Source organism: Acinetobacter sp. GN11, from assembly GCF_054823985.1.
The window spans coordinates 15,714-36,448 of sequence record NZ_JRVL01000048.1 but is presented as its reverse complement, the minus strand read 5'-3'; the positions used below and the strand labels follow the sequence as shown (position 1 = coordinate 36,448).

At 40.9% G+C, this 20,735-nt stretch carries 19 protein-coding genes and 1 pseudogene; 2 read left to right on the top strand and 18 right to left on the bottom strand.

Going from position 1 to position 20,735, the window contains the following annotated elements; translation table 11 throughout:
- The first annotated feature begins 204 nt into the window (after positions 1 to 204).
- Positions 205 to 1,401, top strand: a complete 1,197-nt coding sequence (locus NL42_RS06280; RefSeq protein WP_461312145.1) for a tyrosine-type recombinase/integrase — start codon at positions 205 to 207, stop codon at positions 1,399 to 1,401.
- Between the two features lie 132 nt (positions 1,402 to 1,533).
- Positions 1,534 to 2,826: a Y-family DNA polymerase gene (locus tag NL42_RS06275; protein ID WP_461312144.1), complete on the top strand. Its 1,293-nt coding sequence runs from the start codon at positions 1,534 to 1,536 to the stop codon at positions 2,824 to 2,826.
- Between the two features lie 15 nt (positions 2,827 to 2,841).
- Here NL42_RS06275 and NL42_RS06270 read toward each other — a convergent pair.
- From NL42_RS06270 to NL42_RS06185, 18 genes and pseudogenes are all read right to left on the bottom strand, one after another.
- A pseudogene (locus tag NL42_RS06270) lies at positions 2,842 to 3,285 on the bottom strand (lysozyme); the annotation flags it as partial.
- Positions 3,272 to 3,565: a phage holin family protein gene (locus tag NL42_RS06265; RefSeq protein WP_063099252.1), complete on the bottom strand. Its 294-nt coding sequence runs from the start codon at positions 3,563 to 3,565 to the stop codon at positions 3,272 to 3,274. The gene NL42_RS06265 and the pseudogene NL42_RS06270, both read right to left, overlap by 14 nt.
- Positions 3,566 to 3,629: 64 nt before the next feature.
- Positions 3,630 to 4,379: a hypothetical protein gene (locus NL42_RS06260; protein WP_461312143.1), complete on the bottom strand. Its 750-nt coding sequence runs from the start codon at positions 4,377 to 4,379 to the stop codon at positions 3,630 to 3,632.
- Positions 4,380 to 4,382: 3 nt separating this feature from the next.
- Positions 4,383 to 5,792 carry an SGNH/GDSL hydrolase family protein gene (locus tag NL42_RS06255; protein ID WP_461312142.1) on the bottom strand — a complete coding sequence of 470 codons (1,410 nt, stop codon included), beginning with the start codon at positions 5,790 to 5,792 and terminating at the stop codon, positions 4,383 to 4,385.
- A gap of 38 nt (positions 5,793 to 5,830) precedes the next feature.
- Complete coding sequence (locus NL42_RS06250) at positions 5,831 to 6,703, bottom strand: hypothetical protein (RefSeq protein ID WP_461312141.1); 873 nt, start codon at positions 6,701 to 6,703, stop codon at positions 5,831 to 5,833.
- 53 nt (positions 6,704 to 6,756) lie between these two features.
- Complete coding sequence (locus NL42_RS06245) at positions 6,757 to 9,009, bottom strand: hypothetical protein (RefSeq protein ID WP_461312140.1); 2,253 nt, start codon at positions 9,007 to 9,009, stop codon at positions 6,757 to 6,759.
- Between the two features lies 1 nt (position 9,010).
- Positions 9,011 to 9,682 carry a glycoside hydrolase family 24 protein gene (locus NL42_RS06240; protein ID WP_461312139.1) on the bottom strand — a complete coding sequence of 224 codons (672 nt, stop codon included), beginning with the start codon at positions 9,680 to 9,682 and terminating at the stop codon, positions 9,011 to 9,013.
- Between the two features lie 57 nt (positions 9,683 to 9,739).
- Entirely contained in the window at positions 9,740 to 10,525 is a 786-nt protein-coding gene (locus NL42_RS06235) for a PDZ domain-containing protein (RefSeq protein WP_461312138.1), read from the bottom strand.
- Between the two features lie 41 nt (positions 10,526 to 10,566).
- Positions 10,567 to 11,928 carry a hypothetical protein gene (locus NL42_RS06230; protein WP_461312137.1) on the bottom strand — a complete coding sequence of 454 codons (1,362 nt, stop codon included), beginning with the start codon at positions 11,926 to 11,928 and terminating at the stop codon, positions 10,567 to 10,569.
- Positions 11,928 to 12,581 (bottom strand): DNA transfer protein p32, encoded by a 654-nt coding sequence (locus NL42_RS06225; protein WP_461312136.1) that lies wholly within the window; start codon positions 12,579 to 12,581, stop codon positions 11,928 to 11,930. Before NL42_RS06225 ends, NL42_RS06230 begins: the two co-directional genes overlap by 1 nt.
- A gap of 2 nt (positions 12,582 to 12,583) precedes the next feature.
- Positions 12,584 to 12,970 carry a cupin domain-containing protein gene (locus NL42_RS06220; protein ID WP_461312135.1) on the bottom strand — a complete coding sequence of 129 codons (387 nt, stop codon included), beginning with the start codon at positions 12,968 to 12,970 and terminating at the stop codon, positions 12,584 to 12,586.
- A complete protein-coding gene (locus NL42_RS06215) occupies positions 12,967 to 13,551 on the bottom strand; it encodes an aspartyl/asparaginyl beta-hydroxylase domain-containing protein (RefSeq protein ID WP_461312134.1) in 585 nt (194 codons plus the stop codon). Before NL42_RS06215 ends, NL42_RS06220 begins: the two co-directional genes overlap by 4 nt.
- A 118-nt stretch (positions 13,552 to 13,669) precedes the next feature.
- Positions 13,670 to 15,076 (bottom strand): packaged DNA stabilization protein, encoded by a 1,407-nt coding sequence (locus tag NL42_RS06210; protein WP_461312133.1) that lies wholly within the window; start codon positions 15,074 to 15,076, stop codon positions 13,670 to 13,672.
- Positions 15,057 to 15,755: a hypothetical protein gene (locus NL42_RS06205; protein ID WP_461312132.1), complete on the bottom strand. Its 699-nt coding sequence runs from the start codon at positions 15,753 to 15,755 to the stop codon at positions 15,057 to 15,059. Before NL42_RS06205 ends, NL42_RS06210 begins: the two co-directional genes overlap by 20 nt.
- A 47-nt stretch (positions 15,756 to 15,802) precedes the next feature.
- Positions 15,803 to 16,366 carry a hypothetical protein gene (locus tag NL42_RS06200; protein ID WP_461312131.1) on the bottom strand — a complete coding sequence of 188 codons (564 nt, stop codon included), beginning with the start codon at positions 16,364 to 16,366 and terminating at the stop codon, positions 15,803 to 15,805.
- A gap of 59 nt (positions 16,367 to 16,425) precedes the next feature.
- A complete protein-coding gene (locus tag NL42_RS06195; RefSeq protein WP_461312130.1) occupies positions 16,426 to 17,643 on the bottom strand; it encodes a P22 phage major capsid protein family protein in 1,218 nt (405 codons plus the stop codon).
- A 4-nt stretch (positions 17,644 to 17,647) separates the two neighbouring features.
- Positions 17,648 to 18,484 (bottom strand): hypothetical protein, encoded by an 837-nt coding sequence (locus tag NL42_RS06190; protein ID WP_461312129.1) that lies wholly within the window; start codon positions 18,482 to 18,484, stop codon positions 17,648 to 17,650.
- On the bottom strand, positions 18,468 to 20,735 hold the full coding sequence (locus NL42_RS06185; protein ID WP_461312128.1) for a portal protein: 2,268 nt from the start codon (positions 20,733 to 20,735) through the stop codon (positions 18,468 to 18,470). Before NL42_RS06185 ends, NL42_RS06190 begins: the two co-directional genes overlap by 17 nt.

Genomic DNA, 20,735 nt, shown 5'->3' with positions numbered 1-20,735 from the left:
AGTTAAATCTAAAATGCTTCTAATGATCGAAAAGAAGCATTAAGCAAATCTAGAAAAATCTAACAAAATTTATAAATCTGCAAATTACTGAAAATTATTAAAAAGACAAATCTAAGAAAATCTAGACAAACTATGCAAAATCACCAATCTTGAGTATCATTTTGAGTATGACTCTAAAAATCACAATTGGATACTCAAGATTCCATGTTAAGCGACTCAAAAATCAGAAGTGCAAAACCAAAAGAAAAGCTTTATCGAATTGGTGATTCGGACGGGTTATGTATCGAAATTAAACCCAATGGAAAGAAGTATTGGCGCTATCGTTTCCAGTGGCTTAAAAAAACTCAAATGATGAGTTTGGGTGAATATCCTATTGTTGGTTTAGCTGAAGCACGCACTAAAAGAGATGAAGCCAAATCATTAGTTGCAAGTGGTACAAATCCAGTTGAAGATAAAGAAAACCAAAAAAAGGCTAAACATGACGAGTATGAGAATAGAGTGCTCTTTAAGCATGTAGCAGAAGAATATAAAAATGAAAAATTAAATAATCGATCAGAAAGGTATAAAGAGGCTTTTCAACGTGCCCTAGATAAAGATATTTTAAAAGTTATTGGCGATAAGGATATTAAAGAAGTTAACTCAGCAGACGTTTTGACAATTATGAAAAAAACGATTGCACGAGTTAAGCGTCAAAAGAATCATGGTACAGGTGAAGTATCCGCGATCCAAAACCGTACTTTTATTGGCGGTGTCATGCGTTATGCAATCGCCACCCTTAGAGCCGACTATGATCCAACCTATGCTGTGAAGAACGTTGTAGAACGGCCTGAAATTCAACATGCACGGCCTATGGAAAAGCATGAGGCTGCACAACTTAGAAATAAATTAAATAATTATGGTGGTTCTAATACAGTTAGAAATGCTGGACTTGTAATGCTCTACTCGATGCTTAGGACTATCGAGATTCGACGTATGAAATGGGATTATGTTGATTTCGATGCTAGAACTATCACATTCCCCAAAGAGATGATGAAAAAGAAACGCATTCATATTGTCCCTATGTCTGATCAAGTTTTTAACATTCTTCAAGAGCAACGTAGTCTAGTTGGTAATCGTGAATATGTATTTCCTGCCATTTATCAAGATGGAATGCTTTCAGCTACCACAATGAATAAAATGCTCGATTACATTGGCCTGTCTGATGTTACTGCTCATGACTTCCGTGCCACTGCATCCACATTGTTAAATGAAAAGGATTACGATGATAAGTGGATTGAAAAACAATTAGCACATGCTGATGGCAATAAGACCCGTGCCACATACAACCATGCAAAGTATTTAGAAAGCAGACGCAAGATGTTGCAAGACTGGGCTGACATTGTAGATAGCTGGAAAGACTAATTTCCGACCAAATGCACTAATCACTGCGACAAGTTGTGACTAGTGCTTATTTATCCACAGTTTTTTAAATTTGAATTTATTCAGGCTCAGCTCTACCATTTATTTTGAATTTGTAACGTTTTCAAGATAATCATGAGAGAGCGAATCTTCGCACTTGTCGATGTGAATAACTGTTATGTCAGTTGTGAACGCGTATTTCAGCCTGAACTGAATAACCGGCCCGTTATTGTGCTTTCGAATAACGATGGCTGTGCAGTAGCCAGATCACAAGAAGCAAAGGACCTTGGAATTAAAATGGGTGTTCCCCTCTTTCAGATTCGAGACATTGTAGAAAGACATAATGTTGTAGTGCTTTCAAGTAACTATAGTGTCTATGCTGAAATGAGCAAAAGATTCATGAGCATTCTAAGACACTATGTAGCTGAGGGTGAACAGGAGGTTTACTCTATTGATGAATGCTTTCTAGATCTAACAGCTTATTTTGCTAATTATGATTTAACAACCTACTGTCAAAATATGAAAGCCCGGATATGGCAATGGATTGGTCTTCCAGTATGCATTGGAATTGGCAGGTCAAAGACTGAAGCAAAGATTGCAAATCACATTGCCAAGAAGAATAAAGCGTTTGATGGTGTGTGTAATTTAGTTGCAATGGATCCTTGCAACAAAGAATCGTACTTATCATCTATCGATGTCAGTGAAGTTTGGGGCGTGGGAAGACAACATAGTAAAAAGCTAAATGGCATGGGCATTCATACTGTATTAGATCTAGCTTGCACCGAGCCTAGAGAGATGCAGAAACACTTTTCTATTGTGATGGCTAGAACTGTATATGAGCTGCAAGGAATATCTTGCATTGAGATTGAACATTCACCACCAAGTAAAAAGCAGATCATCTCTTCTAAATCATTCGGGCAAAGAGTTACTGAGCTCATAGACCTACAAGAAGCTGTTTCGCTCTATATGCAAAATGCTGTGGTCCGGTTAAGAAAAGACAGATTACTGTGTGGATGTATTATTGTTTTTGCTCAATCAAATCCCTTCGATAAGCATAGACCTTTCTTTAATAGGTCACATACTTTTCCAGTAGGCGTACCAACTGATAATGTTTTAACAATGGTGCAGATAGCCACTTTTCTAATGAGGCATCTATATGCGCGGGGAATTGAATATAAGAAATGCGGGGTTATTTTGACAGGCTTGGAGCCTAAAGATACCTTTAATTACGATCTGCTAACAGATTGGAATAAGGTCGAAAAGGACGAGAATTTAATGACAACCATTGAACAAGTAGTCGAGAAGTTTGGAAAGCATAAAATTGCTGTGGGTAGCTGTAGGTTGCCTAACCGTGGTTGGTCAATGACAAGAGACAAACTAACACAGAATTATTTTAGTTGGGAAGGCTTACCTAAGATTAATAAGTAAGCCTTCATTTCATAGTTACTTCTTTAAAAAGAGTGCACGCTCTGCTTCTCGGCGACGAACTAAACCTTTCATAACTTTTCCACCTGCTTTGTTCCAGACAAGGAATTGATCAGCAGCGCCCAATAAGTCACCTTTATTTAGCAATTTAAGCAAAGTTGAATTCTTAAAAGCACCTGAACCAATGTTGTAAGTCAACGATACCAAAGCATCAAACTGATTTTGAGTTAAAGATACAGTGACCGATTCATTTACAGTCTTTTCAAATTTAGCCAAGTCGTGTTTAAAGTAGGCCTTAGCTTGCTCAGGTGTGCAAGTATCGCCTTTCTTAACCTTAAAGCCATTTGGATAAATTGTGGTGCCTGTGCCAATGGTCCAGACTCCAACACCATCGTCATAAGCTTTGATTCGAGTATCTTCAAAGCTTGATATTAAATTGATTCCTACATTACTGATCTTCATTAGGCTTTACCTTGTCTTTTACAAACTTACTTGCCTGCGCCTCTACAAACTGGCTACCTAATGTCCCTAGAAATGCACCTAATCCAAGAACTCCCAACATACTTAAATCTGATATCCAGATTAATACACCGCCAGCGCCAAGCGTTGTGAAGCCGTTTAATATCGCCCGACCCAATACAACACGCCATGTATGTTTTTCTGTGCTTACGAGTACCTTTGCCATAGCAATTACTACTCCCATTAAGATTAATTGAAGTGCAACTTTTTCATGCTCTTGCATGAGTGTCCCCCTAAATTCAGGCAAATAAAAAACCCTAGCGACTGCTAGGGCTTATGGTGTTTAGTTAGATTGGATAGCCATAATCAGCTACTACAGCCTTCATGGTGTTATAAATTGATTGCAATTCTGGAAATGTTTTAACATCGCCATAGATCCCACTAAATAAGATCGAGACATCATTAGTAGTAGGTGTTGTTAATTTACTGCCGATCTGCAATGCAGCTGTACCTAATGCAATAGGGTTAGTATTTGTCTGTGCTTGTGAAGTGCCTGCTGTAAGGTTGTAAATGGTTCTCACACCAGTTGTGCTATTTACAGTGCCAGCGATACAACACCATGTCCCAACCGTATAACTACCAATGATCGTTGAAGGTGCTGCGGTATCTGTACCACCAATATTCACACTACCATTCACAATAATATTTAGTTTGTTATCACCAGCCGGTGCGACTTGTAGTTCCAAGCCACATCCACGGACACTTGCAGGCGTTCCACCTTGCCCTGGTGATGCGTAATTTGAAATCAAATCAATTGCAACTTCTGTGTCCACTTTAAAGGCACAAATAAATGTCATATTCGCAACCTGAATGACATTTGTTTTTAAATAATTGGTTCCACCTTTAAATGTTGCATAGTAGTTATTTGGATAAACAGGAGCACCAATTGCTGTGATTGTTGATCCGTCTTTATGGTTTTTAGTAGTAAATCCTACATCTTTGCCGTACATACCCCAGTACAGAAGATTTGTAGTATTTGGAGGTAAGAACCGAATCGCTTTGTCTCGGTAGTTTCCTTTAACGATAATTGCTGGCATGACTTACCCCACTTGCAACTGGTAATTAGATTTAATTTTTGCGGAAATAGTTTTGGCTTGTTTTATTTGACCTGTGTTTTTTGGATGTAGCCCATCAACAAGATCTCGTCCTGATGCGTTCCAGATTTCAAAGTCTTTGACGATCCCAGTCTCGTTATGGCAATCGATTACAGTGAACCCATAGCGACCTGACATTTTGCGGATTAGGTCTAGAAGCGGTTGCCGTGTAGATGTTTCAGCGTCTGCACGTTGCAAAGGCAAGCATGAGAATAGTTTTGCATTTGGATATGCTTGAGAAATTGTATAAAGGTTCTTTCTCAGAGCTTCAGCGGTTAGTGACATATTTAAGTCAACAATGTTTTTACTCATTGCTGTGTCATAATCGCCAAGATTGTCTATACCATCATTAGTACCACATGCTATTACAACGATGTCAGGAGTGAATCCTGTACTTATGGCGGTGCTTACCTGATAGCTAATTTTCTGCCAATTTAATTGACCAACATATTCACGATAAGAAGCACCAGAACGCGCCATGTTATTGAAATCTTTAACCTCAAGCATTGCATATGCATACAGGAACCAGTTTTGGCGGAATGCTAAAGAATTATAAATCCCCGCTTCTACATTTGATGTTTCTGTGATTGAGTCACCAAACAGCAAGAACTTCTTCTGTGACCAGTCTTTTGTGAAGTTCGTTGATGTTGTTTGCTCTAGTAAGACCCATCCCTTTTCATCAAGAACGATAAAACCATCTGGATAGGAATTGTCTATTTTGAATAACGGTGTTTCTACTGAACCATCGGTATAACAAGCACCGTAATACCATCCTTTGTCATCAACCAATATTAATGGCGGAATGCTTGCATCAGTGCTACGAATAAGACTGTTAATCAATCCTAAATAGTTAAGACCTGTAAAGATCCATGCTGTGCCATTCCAGCGATAGATATCACCGTTATCTAACATTGCTTGCTGACCAACTGGCTTAGTAGTAATTAGATCTAGAGCAGCTTTATCAGCCGCACCAATCATGTTCCCTGAATTAGCTACAGCTTCATCAACAGCAGGCTGAATCGTTGCTATTGCTGCGTCAACCTGCTCTTGAACATCTTGTGATAGCTCATTGAAATCACGCTGAACCACGGCTTGTTCTACTAGCAAGTTATCTTCAATTAAGGTGCCATCGTTGCTGTAGACTTGCACTCGATAATCGCCGAGCAGATAAATTTGAGCTCGCCCAGTTGAATCAAGAATTACTTCAGGTAGGTTCGGAATTGTCGCTAACGGATCTTGATAAGTAATCTTTGGTATTAATGAATTTGGTTCAAAGGTTTTTACAACGCCACCAGCCAAGACTTTATTGCAACGGTCAGTGAAGCGTGTGTATTGAGATGTCAAAGCTGTTGCCATTGATTTGCACCCATAAAAAAACCACCTTTCGGTGGTTGTTAAATAACTAGGAAATCGGTTCGATCTGGATCAAATTTGCCAAGGGTGTTGTCGCCACCGTATGTGCAAACTATTCGGAACTTTGTAGTTGTTTGAGTAAACGAGTAATCGATACTTGCGCTTTGCGCTGCTGACCCACCATTATTTGAAGCTGTGAGAAAAACTCGATAGTTCGCATCTGGCATAGCGGTATCAAGCTCAACTTCAAAATTTCCCAATCCAATACGGGTGACAGCTTTAAAATTACCACCTGTACCTATTTTTGTTGCTGTTCCAGAGAAAGAACCCATCGCACGTGCTGCGAAAATAGGAGCAGTACCTGTTGCTAGATCTGCTTTCTTAAGCTTTGTGTCTTGAAGTGCTTTAACTGCCTTTGATGTGGCTAAAGTATTAGTGTCATCAAGATCAAGGGCATCGCTCTTCGTGATATATAGAGGATCAATCTTGTCGCTTTCATTCAGCGGAACTAAACCACCTGCAACACCCTTTTGTGATTGAATCTCTTGTTCTACAATGGTGGTGAGCGATTCTTTAACCTGATTCAGCTCATCAAGGCCATCTTGTACTTGCTGGATAAACTCATCCAATTCAGTACTTGTGACATAACGGGATAACTTGTTTACGTCTGCAATCAGAACATTATCAGCGGATAAAACCCGAACCCGATAAGCCCCATCTTCAAGATAGATATTTGCACGGCCTGCTTCATCTAGAATTACAGGATTAGTGTTTGCTGATGTCCCGTCTGGATCTGCATAAGTGGTCTTTGGGTTTGTAGTGCCAGACTCATAAGTCCAAACCTTTCCACCTGCCACAGGCTTTCCGTAGTCATCAACAAACTGCGCTGTGACATTGGTCATTAATGGGTACATAAAGGACCTCAAATAAAAAACCTACCGAAGGAGGTCGTGAGATTGATTAAGTTTTACTGTCTTGTTGAGCCTGCGCCACCAAGCAAACCCGCTTGGACCAACCGATCTATTAGGGTTTGTTCTTGTGGCGTTGGTGGTTTTGGAGGAATTGGTGCACCTGAAACATCTGGACGGAGTGAGTTGTTAACAGCTCGACTATTCCCATAGTTTGCGACTGGATCAACTACATAATTTTTAAGATAAGGTAGATTTAATACCGCTTTAACTTTTGAATTACCAAAAAAGTCCATTAAACGGTTCATGTTTGCTGACGCAGTATTAGAATTGTTTACATAAGAATGGGCTGGCTGTGTAACTAGATATTCACCAGCTTTACTAATGTTCTTAATGTTCTTTAGTTCTGAAGGCTCAAACAACACTGACAATCTTCTATCTCCAATCCCATCAAGAGCACGTTTCATACCCGCAGGGCTAAATTGACCATTCTGATTGATAGCCTTACCCGCAATAAACTCTAGAGCCTGTTGCTTGATATCTGCCACTGATTGGGGATTTACGTTGTTCAACAGTTCAATAGTTTTTTCAAGCTCATTAACATTGCCATTAAGAATATGCTTACTAAAGAGTTTGTCAGGCTCAACACCCTTTCTAATGTTCTGTAGTAGAGGAATAGCATTTGTTTGGTCTGCATTAAATTTATATGCCTGCCTCGCAAACTGGTATGCTTGAGCCGCATCATTACTGCCCTGAGTTAATATTCCACTCATAGCTTCTTGAACTCTTCCATCCAATGCTTCACGTACTGTACCAAGTGCTCTTGTTGTGGATGTTGGTTGCCCTAATTGAAAAGAGCTTTTGAAATGGTCATTTAGTATTCCAATAAGCTCCTCACCTTTTTTTAAGGTGAATTTGTCAGGGTTCTTGGAGATATCGACAATCTTTTTTGATATATCTGAAGGCAAATAGGACATTAAAGCCTGATCATCAAGTCGAGTGAATACATCATTAGCCAATCCAGCCCCATCAATAAGAACATCATTGCCTGGTGCTTTTCTAGCAGAGCTATAGGCTGCATTAATGAATTGTTTGTTCTGATCAAGCTGCCCACCAAGTGAGCTTACAACTCCCTGCATGGCTCCCATTTGATCCACTGCTTTACCACCAGTTCGAGAAGTTGCGACATTAAGCAAATTTGCCAATTGCTTATTATCTTCTATAAACTTTTCCCGTAACGGTGCACCAACATTCTGGATCTTTGCTAGTTCAGCTTCTTTTTGCCATTGCTGAGCATTCCCACTCACCTGTGCTTTTGTGCCTTTAATTCCTACCTGATCAAGAACAGCCTTTCTAGCCACTGCCTGAGGGTTAAGGTTTTTGCCAGCCTTCAAAGCGTCTGTAGCTTCTTTGCGTAATCCTCTTACAACATCATCAGATAAATCACTGAGAGACATACCTTGTTGGCGCAAAGCATCATCAAGGTTTTTATCAATGGCTTGGGCTGTTGCTTGAGCTGTTTTAGCTCCTGCATTCTTAACTGATTTAGCAACCTTAGAGATGCCCTGTCCAACCTTTTCTCCAATTGCTGCACCCGCCGCACCACCAATTCCACCTAATGCTGCATTTTCTAGTCGTTGCTTGCCATTTTCAGCAAAGCCAGCACCTCCAATAGCCGCACCAACTGCTGCATTCTGTGCTGCAACACCTGCACCAGCTTTTGAAAGGATACCTGCTCCTTGGTAGCCACGTCCCAATGCACCTAATGGAGCAGTAGCAGCAATTTGACCACCTAAGCGTGCTACATCATAGCCTTGCCCAGCCTGTTGTCGTCGTGCTTGATGAAAGTCTTGAATGTCGTTACGTTGATTTGTAAAACGATCATAAGACCCTGTGTCAAAGTTGGTTCCCAGCGTGGCATTCAGACCTTGGCCTAGCTTATCGCCAGCATAAGCAAAGCCTTGAACAACACCAGCACCAAGGTCAGAAGCACCTAGTAATGCTGACTCCCAAAAATGTGTAGGGCCAGCCGCCTTAGCTTGTTTTTGCATAGCTTGTTTTTGAGCAGCTTGCCAATCAAAAGGCTGTCGAGTTGCTGAAACTTGAATGGGTTGCTGTTGACCTAAATCCTTTTGCAAATTTAAGCCAAGGTTTTGTGCAATTTGAGCATCTGAAAATCCTTCTTTCTTTGCCATTGTGATGCGCTTACCAAATCCATCATTGGAAGCTAGGCTTGAGTAGATCTGCTCGTCTGTGTAGCCTTCTTTTTTTGCGTCTGCAATTCGAGTTGAGATATCTTTTTGACTAGCCATTTTAACCTCTACTCAGTTGTGGCAAAACTTGGGAAATTTGTTCGGCAGATAAGTAACGTCCATTATCTTGTTGTGGTTTATTTGCAATCTGAGGTAATACTTTTGCAATCTGATCGTTGGATAAATAGCGTGATGGTTGATTGTTGGACTTACCCAACTGAGGCAGAACTTTGGCAATTTGATCTTGATTTAAATAGCGGCTTTCTGGCTGATAGTCTGCTCCAAGCTCTTTATTTATAAAGCCCCAAGACCGCTTATTTTGGGCATAGGGCGATGAAGGTAATGAAGCCCAAGTGCTACCAGACTTTTTAATTGCGGTGCCAAAATCACCTTTAAGAACATAAGGAAGAGCACCATTTTGAGCTAACAATGCAAGTGCACCAATATCTTGAGACTGTGGCGAAAAATCCCTAAGCCCAAGTTGGTTTTGCAATCCATCCCATGTGCCTTTTAGAAATTGATACCTACCAGCGGCTGTTGTGTAATTTGTAGTTCCATCAGTTTGTTTAAAGGCTTTTCTTATGTTTGGATGTGCTGATAGATCATCAACTTTTTGATTCCCAAACAAAGTGTTGTAGCCATGACTAACGCCCTCAGCACTAGCAATCAAATCAAGCATACGTCTAGCATTAGGGTTGTTTAGTAGCTGCATGTAATTTTGAACTGATGCCATAACTTTTCCTCGGGCAATAAAAAACCGCCCGAAGGCGGCTGTAATTTCATAAAGAAATTAATTTAATTCAATTTGTTTGCTAATCACTTTAGAACTTCTTAAGATCATTAAATCAACTTTGCCTTTTGATATTTCGCCATTAACCTTATTGAATCCTTTTGCCCCAGTTAACTTATTTCCATTTACTTCTAAAATTAAGTCATTAGGTAAAATATCTCCAAAATATGCAGGAGAATTATCAATTACTGCAATTACTTTAACACCAGTATTACTGCCGATTAACTGTTTTTCATTGTCACTAAGGTCATCGACGTAAAGCCCAATATTATTTGGAGTCTTGGAATAGTAAGTAACAATGTATTCTTTATAATTCACATGTACTGGAACATATTGAGTACTTGTACCATAACTTGATGTGGTCGAATTGCCATTTATATTTCCTAAATACCCCTTATTGCTATAAATATTTTGATGCAAATTGGTAGTTGAGGTTACTTGAGTTGGGGCCACATATGGCTGAACTATTGTTCCACTTCCAGCATCTTTTTTTTCTAAGATAGCAACTTTAGCCCCAATCGCTCTAGCTTGTTTCTCTATGTCTACAATTTGCTGGGACATATCTCTTGCAACAAATTTGGAACTTCCAATAGGTGAAAACCCCTCTCTAAGGATCTTCTTAAGCCCGTCTGGATTTTCTTTTACATCAATTATCTCAATGCTTTCCTTTTTGTCCAATGGAGACAATGTTTTTAATCCATCATAAGGCTTGTATGTTTCTGTAAAATTATTAGCACATCCAGAAAAAAATATTACAGATAATATAGTTATGAAAGTCTTTTTCATTTATAGGTTCCCCCACCGTGATGAGGGAATTTATAGCACAATTATTTACCAAACAGAATATTGTTCAATTTGGCTTGGTTGGCACCTGCTTGAGCTGTCTGTTTAGTAGCACCTTGCGAACGAGGCAATCCGTAGTTGTCATAGATACCATTAATATTCTGATTTAGAACAGCAACAGTATTATTTTGAACTGCGGCTAGTCGTTGTAATGCTTGTAATGCTGCTGCATTATCGCGCGGTGGGTTTGCTGCAATTACTTGAGCTGCACGATTAGCATCACCCTCTGTCTGCGTACCTTTAGCCATCATAAGAACATCATTAACTGCTTGGTTTAAAGCTGTCTGGAAGTTCTCAACTCCACGGCTATTTTCATCAGATAAGCCAATCATATTTTTGGCTCTCGCACCCAACTGGTTAGCTGCACTCAGATTCAATCGCCCGCTTTGCACATCACTGATAAGGCCATTAATCTTGCCAGAGTTTTGACTAGCTGTAGAGAGCTGGACATTCAAATCGTTGACTAATTGAAGTGCTTTATCACTTAATTTTGGCTGTCCACTATTACCTTTAGGCTGAGGAGTAAATGCCTCACCGCTTTTAAGCAGCAAGGGTTCGACTTGTCCATTACGATAAACCGCATAAGCTTTACCATCAGTTCCAGTCATTGTCTCAAATTCACCGCGCTCTAAAGCAATCTTTTGTTCTGCTAGAATTTTGTCTTGAGCTCGGTTTTTGTCAGCTGTAGACGCTGAGGTGTCAGTTGCATATCGTGATGCATCTGTCGTTCGGATGTTGTTTGCAATTGAAGTAGAGTTGTCTGCTTCGTTGTTCTTGGTTTGATATAAATATGGTGCAGTGTCTTTGTTAGAAAATGCGATACCACCTGCATACTTTTTCACATCTTCTGGCGTCATTGCCTGAATAATGGAAAAGTTGTGAGCATAATCTTCTGGCGAAATTGCACCAGATCTTTGAAGAGCATCAAGCCCAAGCAAGACTTGACCTTTATCCCCCGTCATAGCAGCCTGCTGAAAAACACCCTGTATAGCCCCAAACTTTTTTTGAGAGTTATCCAATGTGTACCCACCTGCTTGGGCATTATTTTTTGTGGATTCACTATTAGTTTTCCCAATCTCTGCTTGTGACTTAAGCATTTCAAGCGCGTTCTTCTGCGTTGCCATTTGCTGTGCTTGGATTTGAGGAACAATAAGACGAGCTAAAGGCGATTGCTGACCAAGACTAAGCATCTTGTTTACATCACCTTGTGACTCATTGTAGATGCGGTTTAGCTCTTGATCTGACTTTTGTTGACGCCATAACTGAGATAATTTATCTCCATCGGCAAGCATCTGAATTGCATCAACTCCGCGAGCTTGCAATGGAATAGACGGATCGATAGCCATTAGGTTACTCCTGCCTTCCTATTATTCATATAAGCCGAGCCAAGTGTTCCAAGCTGTTGAGCAGCATTAGCCCAAGCATTGCCGCTTGCAATTGTTCCTGCTGCTGAAGCATTAGCACCTGCCATTGTGTTATTAGCAATAGCTTGCCCTGTTTGTAAGCCAGCATTACCAGTCTGTGCTGCTGCGTTCTGACCAACACCCACCAAATTAGCTAGACGGTTATATCGGTTGGTTTGATCTGCATTAAAGCGATTGTATGCATTGGAATACTCTTGACTGGCAAAGTCCTGACCATAGTTATTTAGAGCTTTAAGGGTTGCTCCACTCAGTAAACCACCCTGTGATGCGGCACCTGATTGGACGGAGTTTAAGCCTTCATTTAATCTGAATTTGTAGGATGGATCATCATAGATATCTTGACCATTGAATGTCTGGTTGAAGTACCCATTTTCACCCATCTGGCCCATTAATTGACCCAATGCAGTGCTACCCGCTTCTCGATAAGGATCTAAATCCTTACGAGTCTGGTCATACATATCCTTTTGAACTTGTGTTGCTGCATCTGCACTTTTTGCTTGTTTTCTTGCTGCACTACTTGATGCGGCAGATGATAATGCTGCCCCACCAATCGCAGCTGCTGCGGCCCATGGCATAATTAAACCTCCAACAAGTGATGCTCTTCATTCACATCAACTTCACCTGATCGTGAAATATTGTGGATGCAGTAAATTATTGTGTTTGGCTCAAGACTCATAAAAGTGTGCTTTACATTTGCAGGAATCTTAATTCCCACAGGAGCTTCATAATCACCAGTAAAGACGCCATCCTGCCAAACGCGTACAGAACCATGCGCAAGCATCGACATATGCTCATATGAATGTGAGTGCTGAGGAATAAACATCCCTTCGTGCTTGATATGCATCTGCTTAGTAAAGATGTTGTCAGCAATGTAAATTTCTGAATTTTCTTCAGGTGCATCACCTTCAGCAACCGGCACAAATTCAATTTGATCTAAGTCGTAAATCTCTTTTAAATTAATCATCTTGCTTTTTCTCTCTGTGTCCGGATGCAAACAATGAGTGTTATGCGATCCTTATTACTATTGTTCTCAACCCAGTGTTTTTTATGGTTATCAAATAGCCAGCAATCACCAACTTTTGGATTCAAACACTCTGCAATTCCATCATGTTCACAACAAAAGTTTGCACCTTCTTCGCTTTGCAGGCTTATGTAGTACTTATCGAAATAATCAACATGCCAACTTGAATCAGTGTGTGGAGCTATACCGTGATTAGGAGGAATACGAGTAATCAGAACTCCACCAAGCATTTCCCCCTCAACCATTGCCATTAGCTTAAAAATGATTGGTTTTAATGATGGTAGTTCTTCAAAAGCTGGATACCAGACTGGTAAATGAGGATCATTGAAGCCTGTTAAATCTTCTGCATCTAAATATGGCTTCACATCGTTGTAGCGAACCCAAATATCTGACATCTGGGAGTGCGGTGTGCTTTTTGCTGTTCTACGTAAATTGTTTGCATCCCATAAATCAGGATTAGCATCCAACTCTTTCATTAAGGTTGAGACATCAATCCCTTCATCAATCTTTTGGAAGTGCTTCATGGATTACTTGCCTCATTTAATTTGATTAGCAACTTAGTGACTTGATCAAAATAGGCCCGCCAAGGTTGTGTCATCTGCCCATTTATATACATTGGATGCTGGAAAGGAGGTTCTAAGTTCATTGGCTCACCTTTGCTTTTGCTCCAAGCACTACAATTCTTGAAGCATCTGTAAACCTCAAGCGGAAAACACGATTAAATGACTGTCCAAGTCGCTTAAATATCAATCGCTTGTCATATTCGCCAATTCCGCCTAAATCCATTTGTCGTGAATAAGACCAAGTACGACCTCGGTTATCTGACCAATCTAAAATGATTTGAGGTTTTGTATTTGTTTCCTGACCAACTTGGGCTAAAACTTCTAAATGACGGAAGATCCAGCGATCTGTAGTTGGGTTGACGACAGGTGTAATTCGTTCACGAACGATTGTTTCCCCGTCATCAGTATTACTGTTTTGAGTGAGCTGATAGATCTTGCCGTTTTGGCGATCACCTACTAATTGCATGCTGCTAAAAAAGCAATGCACAAAAGCGCGATGATGCTCATGCTCGTAGGTCTTAGGATTGTAATAACTACGCTCATGCCACATTTTGGTTGAGTCGTCGTAGCACCACGTCTTTTTAGCACTTGGGAATGTCATCAGAAGAAACGCATGCCCATTTTCTTGATATGCAAATCCGTAGGCATCTTGTATGTTGTGATAACTAGTGATATCGGTTTCGATAGCATGGTTAGATATTCTTGTGGTTGAATATCCCTCTGTCATTACTATCTGACCCTGCCCATGCTCTGTTCTAGTTACCCATGCAAGACTACTACCAAACTGACAAACAGATGCTGGAGCAACACAGCCTGTTTTAATTACACCACCACCCATGCGCTGAAATGGCAAGTCCTTGTTATTAGTAGAACCCCATATCTCTGTAGTTCTTTCACCAATAAGCCAAAGTAGACCGTTGTTTTCAATTGTCCGGACAAGATTGTCAGATTTAGCTTCGGCAGTGGCGTAACTTAATGCAGTGGTTTTAGTTGACAGTAGATCTGACCATTGAATTCGGCCAGATTGAGGAACAGTCCAAATAAATCGTGAATCAAGTACAGTAACGTCTGAAGCCCCAAAGAAATCTCCAAGCTCAAGCTTTGTTAATGCACTAGTTTTAAGGTCAAAACTGTAGGTGTTGTTACTTACAATCATTACTTGAACAGAGTTATCAGCAAAGTAAACTCGGCCAATTCCTGTGACTTCACCCAAATCTTTAACAGTATTGTCAGATCGGATTGATAAAAGTCTCTGACCCGCAACTACCAAGAATCGGTCGCTCATGGCATATAAGCCGCGGATATAACTATCAAACTCAAACTTTTTTACTAAGCCAGATGTTGGAAGTAATGCGGCAACCTGTGGCGCATTTCCACTTTCAACTACTTGCGGGAAAAGGTTTAGTGTGCGTTGGCAGTCAACTGCCCAATCTTTTAAGTGATAGGTTTGCCCAACAATAGGAATATCAATGATGGTACTCGCCATAACATCTAACTCCTACAGGTAAATCATTGCTTGAATAGGCTGGAACTGAATTGCTTGATTTAAGCATTTCAATTGCATTGTCTTGGTTTTGAATTAAACGCACAGGAGGGTCAGTCCCGAACATTGGGGCAATTTCTAAAGCTAATGTTAGCTCTAGAGGTCGCTTGTAATTTGGTGGGAACTGAAGCTCATCTTTTGGCTTTAATTTGTGGGGCAGCGTATAGGTTTTTAGAATTAGCGTTTTTGCTGACTCTAAAACATGGAACTCCCAATTTGGATAGTCTTTGCGATACCACACAGGCACATAGCGACTATTGGAAGTGTTATTCAAATCACGGATGATTTTGATTTCTTTATCATCCAGCCAAGCAGTATCAGAAATCATTGAAATCTCTGATTCAATGTCCGGCAGTGACGTCACGACCTCATCACAGCAAGTAACTTGGTAATTACAGCACTTATCATCAACCACACCAATGTAGTAAGTACCAATGCCCTTAGTGAGCTCAAATGTTAAGAGATTGGCTTTGTAAACATACAACTTACTTGTAGCCCATTGTGCAAGAAGCCCCTCTAGGGCTTCTATTACATCCATCAATTCATCACCTGAAGCACTTTCACCACTAGCCAAGATTCCGAGATGCTTCATTGCATTTTCTGCGATTTTGCTTGCGTTCATTTCTTCCTCTGGTCCATGCTTCAAGAATTAATGCTTGAATGAGTAGTTCATTCTTCGTCTTGAGGGTTGTATTCACTGTCTAGCACCAGTTTTACCAACACGTCTTTACCATCACGTGAGCCGTATTTGATGCCTTTCTCCTCTAAAACAGCCTTCAGCTCAGTAGCATCCATTGCAGAATATTGGAGAGTGGCATTTTCTTTAAGGAGTTGTTCACGCTCTTGATAAACAGCGTCATAAACTTCTTGCGGAACGCCTGTGGCAGCAGGTAATGCATTTAACTCTTCTTCAAGTTTTTGCTTTTCTAATTGAAGATCATTAATACGCGAATGGAATTCGCTTTTTGCCGCCGCAAGTTGCTCTTCTGCCTCAATGAGCTTTCCTGACACTTCATCAAACTGCTCAACCAGAACATAAGCATCCAAATCAATTTCTTTTACGTCGTCTGCTGAATCATCAGTCTCACCAATACTTACTGGCTCTTCCAACTCATGATGTTCAATCCAACCACCTTCTTTTAAATCTTCTTCATGTTCTACTGAATTGGCAGTGGTGTATTCAAAATTAACTTTGTCGCCCTTGTAGAGCATCTTTGGGTATTCATTTGACATTTCAATCCTCCAAAAATGACGACGCCCGCATAAAGCGGGCATTTGTCGTCAATTTGGTATTAGTTAGCTAACGCTAAGCGTGTTGCAAACTCTGGACGGATAACTTTCCAACCAGCCAGAATATCAAAACGCGCAAGGTTGTAGTCCTGCAAGATATCTGAACCACGGGCAATACGAACACGAAGGCCTTCAATCGTTGCAGAAGAATTGTTAATACCATCCAAAGGAACTAAATCCGCAGTTGCAAAGGCAATTGCTTCTTTATGGAAGCCAAGACCAACACGATACGTTGAGCTAGCAGCACCCTCAAAAGTAAGTGCAGCACTTGCCGCAGGTAACGAGTTCACTGTGTCACGTGCGTTAACATCACCAGTAGAACTACCAAGTTTAATTGGAGGTGCAATACTTAATGATGCAGTAGCACCAGAAGCAGTCACATCCGCAGTGATAACGAACTGTTGATCATAGCTGTAAGCAGTTTTGGTTTCTGGGTTGATTGCCTTAACGCCCGCAATTGTAAACACTTGCCCACGCTTGAATGTGTCACCAGCTGTTAAACCACCAACTAACAGTGTTGAGCCTGCTTGGTTCGCACCTGAAACAGTCACACCAGTAGTTTTGTTACCAGTAGTAATTGTTGCAACAAGACCTGAACGATAGAATTCAAAGCCTAGACCTTGGCCCATTGCACCACGCTCATACTGATCCGCAATACGCTCTGAAGACTGGAATAAGCCTTTGAATGTGTCAACAGCCGCAGCGTTTGCCGCAGGAGAAATAATCAAGGAACGATCAGAATCCATAGGACATAAGTATTCATCTAGTCGTTGCCCTACAGCCAAATATGTCGCCATAGTTGAAGGGTTGGTTCCTGGTGTGCCTACTTGGTTATAGGTTTCACAAACCACATCAAGGAACATGTCCTTTTCAACTTCAGCAGCAATACGGGTTGCAACTGGTGTCGCTACTTCTTGCGACCAATCATTTAGGCTTAAAGCCCATTGTTGCGTGTCGATTTGAGTAGCAACGTTATAGCGCTTGTTTACCTTCAGATCTACAGATGAATCCACAACATCTTGCGGCACAGCCACACGCCCTGTACTAACTGAATATTGGTTAGGAAGACGAATTTTTAAAGTATCGCCAATCTTTGCCCCAGTTTTCGCATAACGGTCATCATAACCATGAGTTACACGAGGAATTAAAGTTAATTTGTTATGAAGAATACGCCCAAATTCACGAGTGTATTCCGTCATATTTTGAAATTGGTTAGCCATCTATTTATCTCGCTTTTTTAGATTTAAGTTGATTGTTTCGGTAAGCCAGCCATTCAGAGTCACTCATGTTTGATGGATCTCTCGCTGATGGCGCATTTGCTTGGACAGGTTTTATTGGTGGTGGAGCTTTTGAAACAGGAGGTGGCGTTGGCTTAGAAATGTGTTTATCAATCTCTTGTCCAATTTTTCGAGCAGCTTGAACTGCGGTCATTTGTGAAAGGTCCATCCAGAGATCTGTGTCTTCAATCAATTTGGCTGCAACAATTAAGGTTTCTTTTGCGCTCAAACCAAATTCATTTAGATCTAATGGAAGTGGTGGTAAAGTTTCGAGCTTCTGGTTTAATGCGGTTGCATCGTAGCCTTCATCCTCTAACTCAGCCATTGCAGACTCAAACTCAGCTTGACGCTGCGTTTTAGCTTCTTCTGACTTGGTTTTACCTTGCTTCTCACTAATGCGACGCTCAGCCTCACTAATTCTCCATTCATCTAGTTTTTCTTCATATTCATCATGGGCTTTAGTCCATTCTTCATATGATTCAAAATCTTCGATTAGTGGCTTAGCTGGCTTAGCTTCGCCTTTAGGCGCTTCTTTCTGGGCTTCATACTCTTTGAGTTTTCGCTCAGCTTCTAAAGCACGTTTAACAGCTTGCTCTACACGCTCTTGTGCACGGTTCCGCTTTGGCTTTTCAGGTTCTTTTTTAGGTTCGCCATTTTCATCTAGCTCACCTGCTTCAGGTTCCTGAGTTTCTGTTTCTGGGGAATTTGGCTCTTGACTTTCTGCACTTGTATTTTCCGTTGCAGTGGTTCCAACGACGTCTTGAGTATCAGAATTCTGGTCCATTTTGTTGCTCCAAATTAGGCAATAAATCACCTTCGATCAGTTGTGCGCCTTCCCCAGTCTGATCAGGACTAGGAGCGAAGTCTTGTTGTTGAACCGTTTCTTCAGGCATTAAAAAACCCTGCTGTTCGGCAGGGTTCTGAATGCTTGGCGCTTGCGGAGGTGGTGGCTCATACACACCTTGCTGCGGATAATCTTGTTGTGGTGGGTCAACTGCATAATCAGGAATTGATTCACCTTGTGTTAGCCATTGCTGAGGAAGTTGATTGAGTCCAATTTGCTCTTTAAGTAAAGCAACTGTACCTTTTAGCTCCTCAACATCTGCACGGCTAGCAGCATTGATTTGTGCTACTTGCAAATCTTTCTCAGCATTGATTTGTGCTTTAAGCAATTCAAGATTGCGGTCTTCTACTTTGTCTTGCACTTGTTTCTGTAGAACTTCAAGCTCACCAGTAAGCTGCTGTACAAGTTGATCAAGCTGTGTGATTTGTGCTTTAGCTTGCTCCGGATTGATTTGACCTTCTTCTAGCACTTGTGGCGGCATCATCTTCTTCACACGCTCTGCGATTTGCTTAGCATTCAAGAGTGGTGAATCTTTAATTACTAAGTCACCAGCAGCTTGCATGATATTCGGTGCAAACTGGGCTAACTGCATCATTAACTGGAATGACTGCTCACGCTGAGTATTGAATGATGGTCCTGTGTCCATACGAACATCATAGCGACCGATTGACATGTCATTTAAGACTCCATCAATAGCTTTAGCGAGTTCATCTTCATTTTGAGGTTTGGCATTAAGCCTAGCCATCTCAGACTCACCATCTGACCCAATAATGCGACGAACCATAGGAGTGTCATAGTAAACAGGAAATAACCCCAACAGAATGCGCCCACATTGACGAATAGACTTATTGTCATTGTCTTGGAAGTGGAATTGAGAAGTTTCACCTTGACGCTGCAATAAGCCAATTGCACGGCCTGATTGTTGGTTAACATCTTGCCCCATTTGCGGAGCATGCATGTTCAGGGTATCTGCAATCAAACCCTTTGCAGATTCTGAAGCATTCAAAATGCCGACTGGAACTTGTGCTGAGCCAATTTTGGCAGGAGCTGGACGCGGCTTTCCTTGCTCATCCATGTACTTGTAGCGAAGATGTTTATATCTTGATGGATTTTCCCATTCTTCAATCCCTTGTATGGCTTGCTCATCCACCACCAATAATTCATCTTGGTTCTTCTGAAGGATATTCGCCTCAGTAGACTTCCAATAGTTGAAAAGTCGTTGTGGATCTTTTGCAAAGTGGACTAGTGAGAAGATGTGTCGCTTATCGCCAATCCAAATCACTTCGCCATAGACTGGTACAATCGGAATGTACTTGCCAGGGAATACTCCAGTTTCAAGAACTTTGCAGCCTGATAACTTAGCCCATTTAATTTCAGTACGTGTTGTATCGCGCTCATTAACAGTGAATGCTTTTAAATCCTCTTCACTGAAACTTTGAAGTAAGACGGTTCTAAAATCAGTAGTACCATCTTCCAGCATCACTAATTTGTCTTTAACTTCGTCTTTATAGAAGTACTCAGCAATCAGCACCGTATTTTCAGTTTCATTGAACCAGTTCTCGATACCATCCATTTCAAAATCAGATACAGCATCTTTGCCATACTGCTTTTCGATAGTGTCTTTACACACCCATTCACACACAAGCGCTTTGCTCATGTCTGAACCGTCCATTTCGCGTGATAGCGGATCAATTAGGACTGCTTCAGGGTTATGTACTGCTTTGAACTTTGGTTCCTGATTAAAGCTCTTTTCATGAATGTAATCAGCCGTGATGCGAATGAAACCAACTGCACTATAAACAGCATTTTCAACGGCAATGTCATTTACATCTTCAAAGTTGCTTGATTCTTCAGTGTCCTTGATTAAACCACCTAGAACCTTAGCCATATCTTCATCAGCACCATCATCAACCGGTACAACTTGGATTTGTGGTCTGTTTTGCTTGTGAGTGTTCACCTGTTGGCGGCAATATGTATGCACAAGGTTAAACTCTAAAGTGGGCTTACCTTCTTGCTTACGCTTTTCTATTGCACCATGTTCCCACTGAGCACCTTTTACAGTCACAAACTCTTTATCTTCTCGACCTTGGCAATAAATTTCATTCCAATAGTCTTGTGCATCGTAACGAAACTTCTTTGCTTGAGCGAGAATATCAATTTTGTCTTTATCGACTTTTTCGTCTTTATCCAT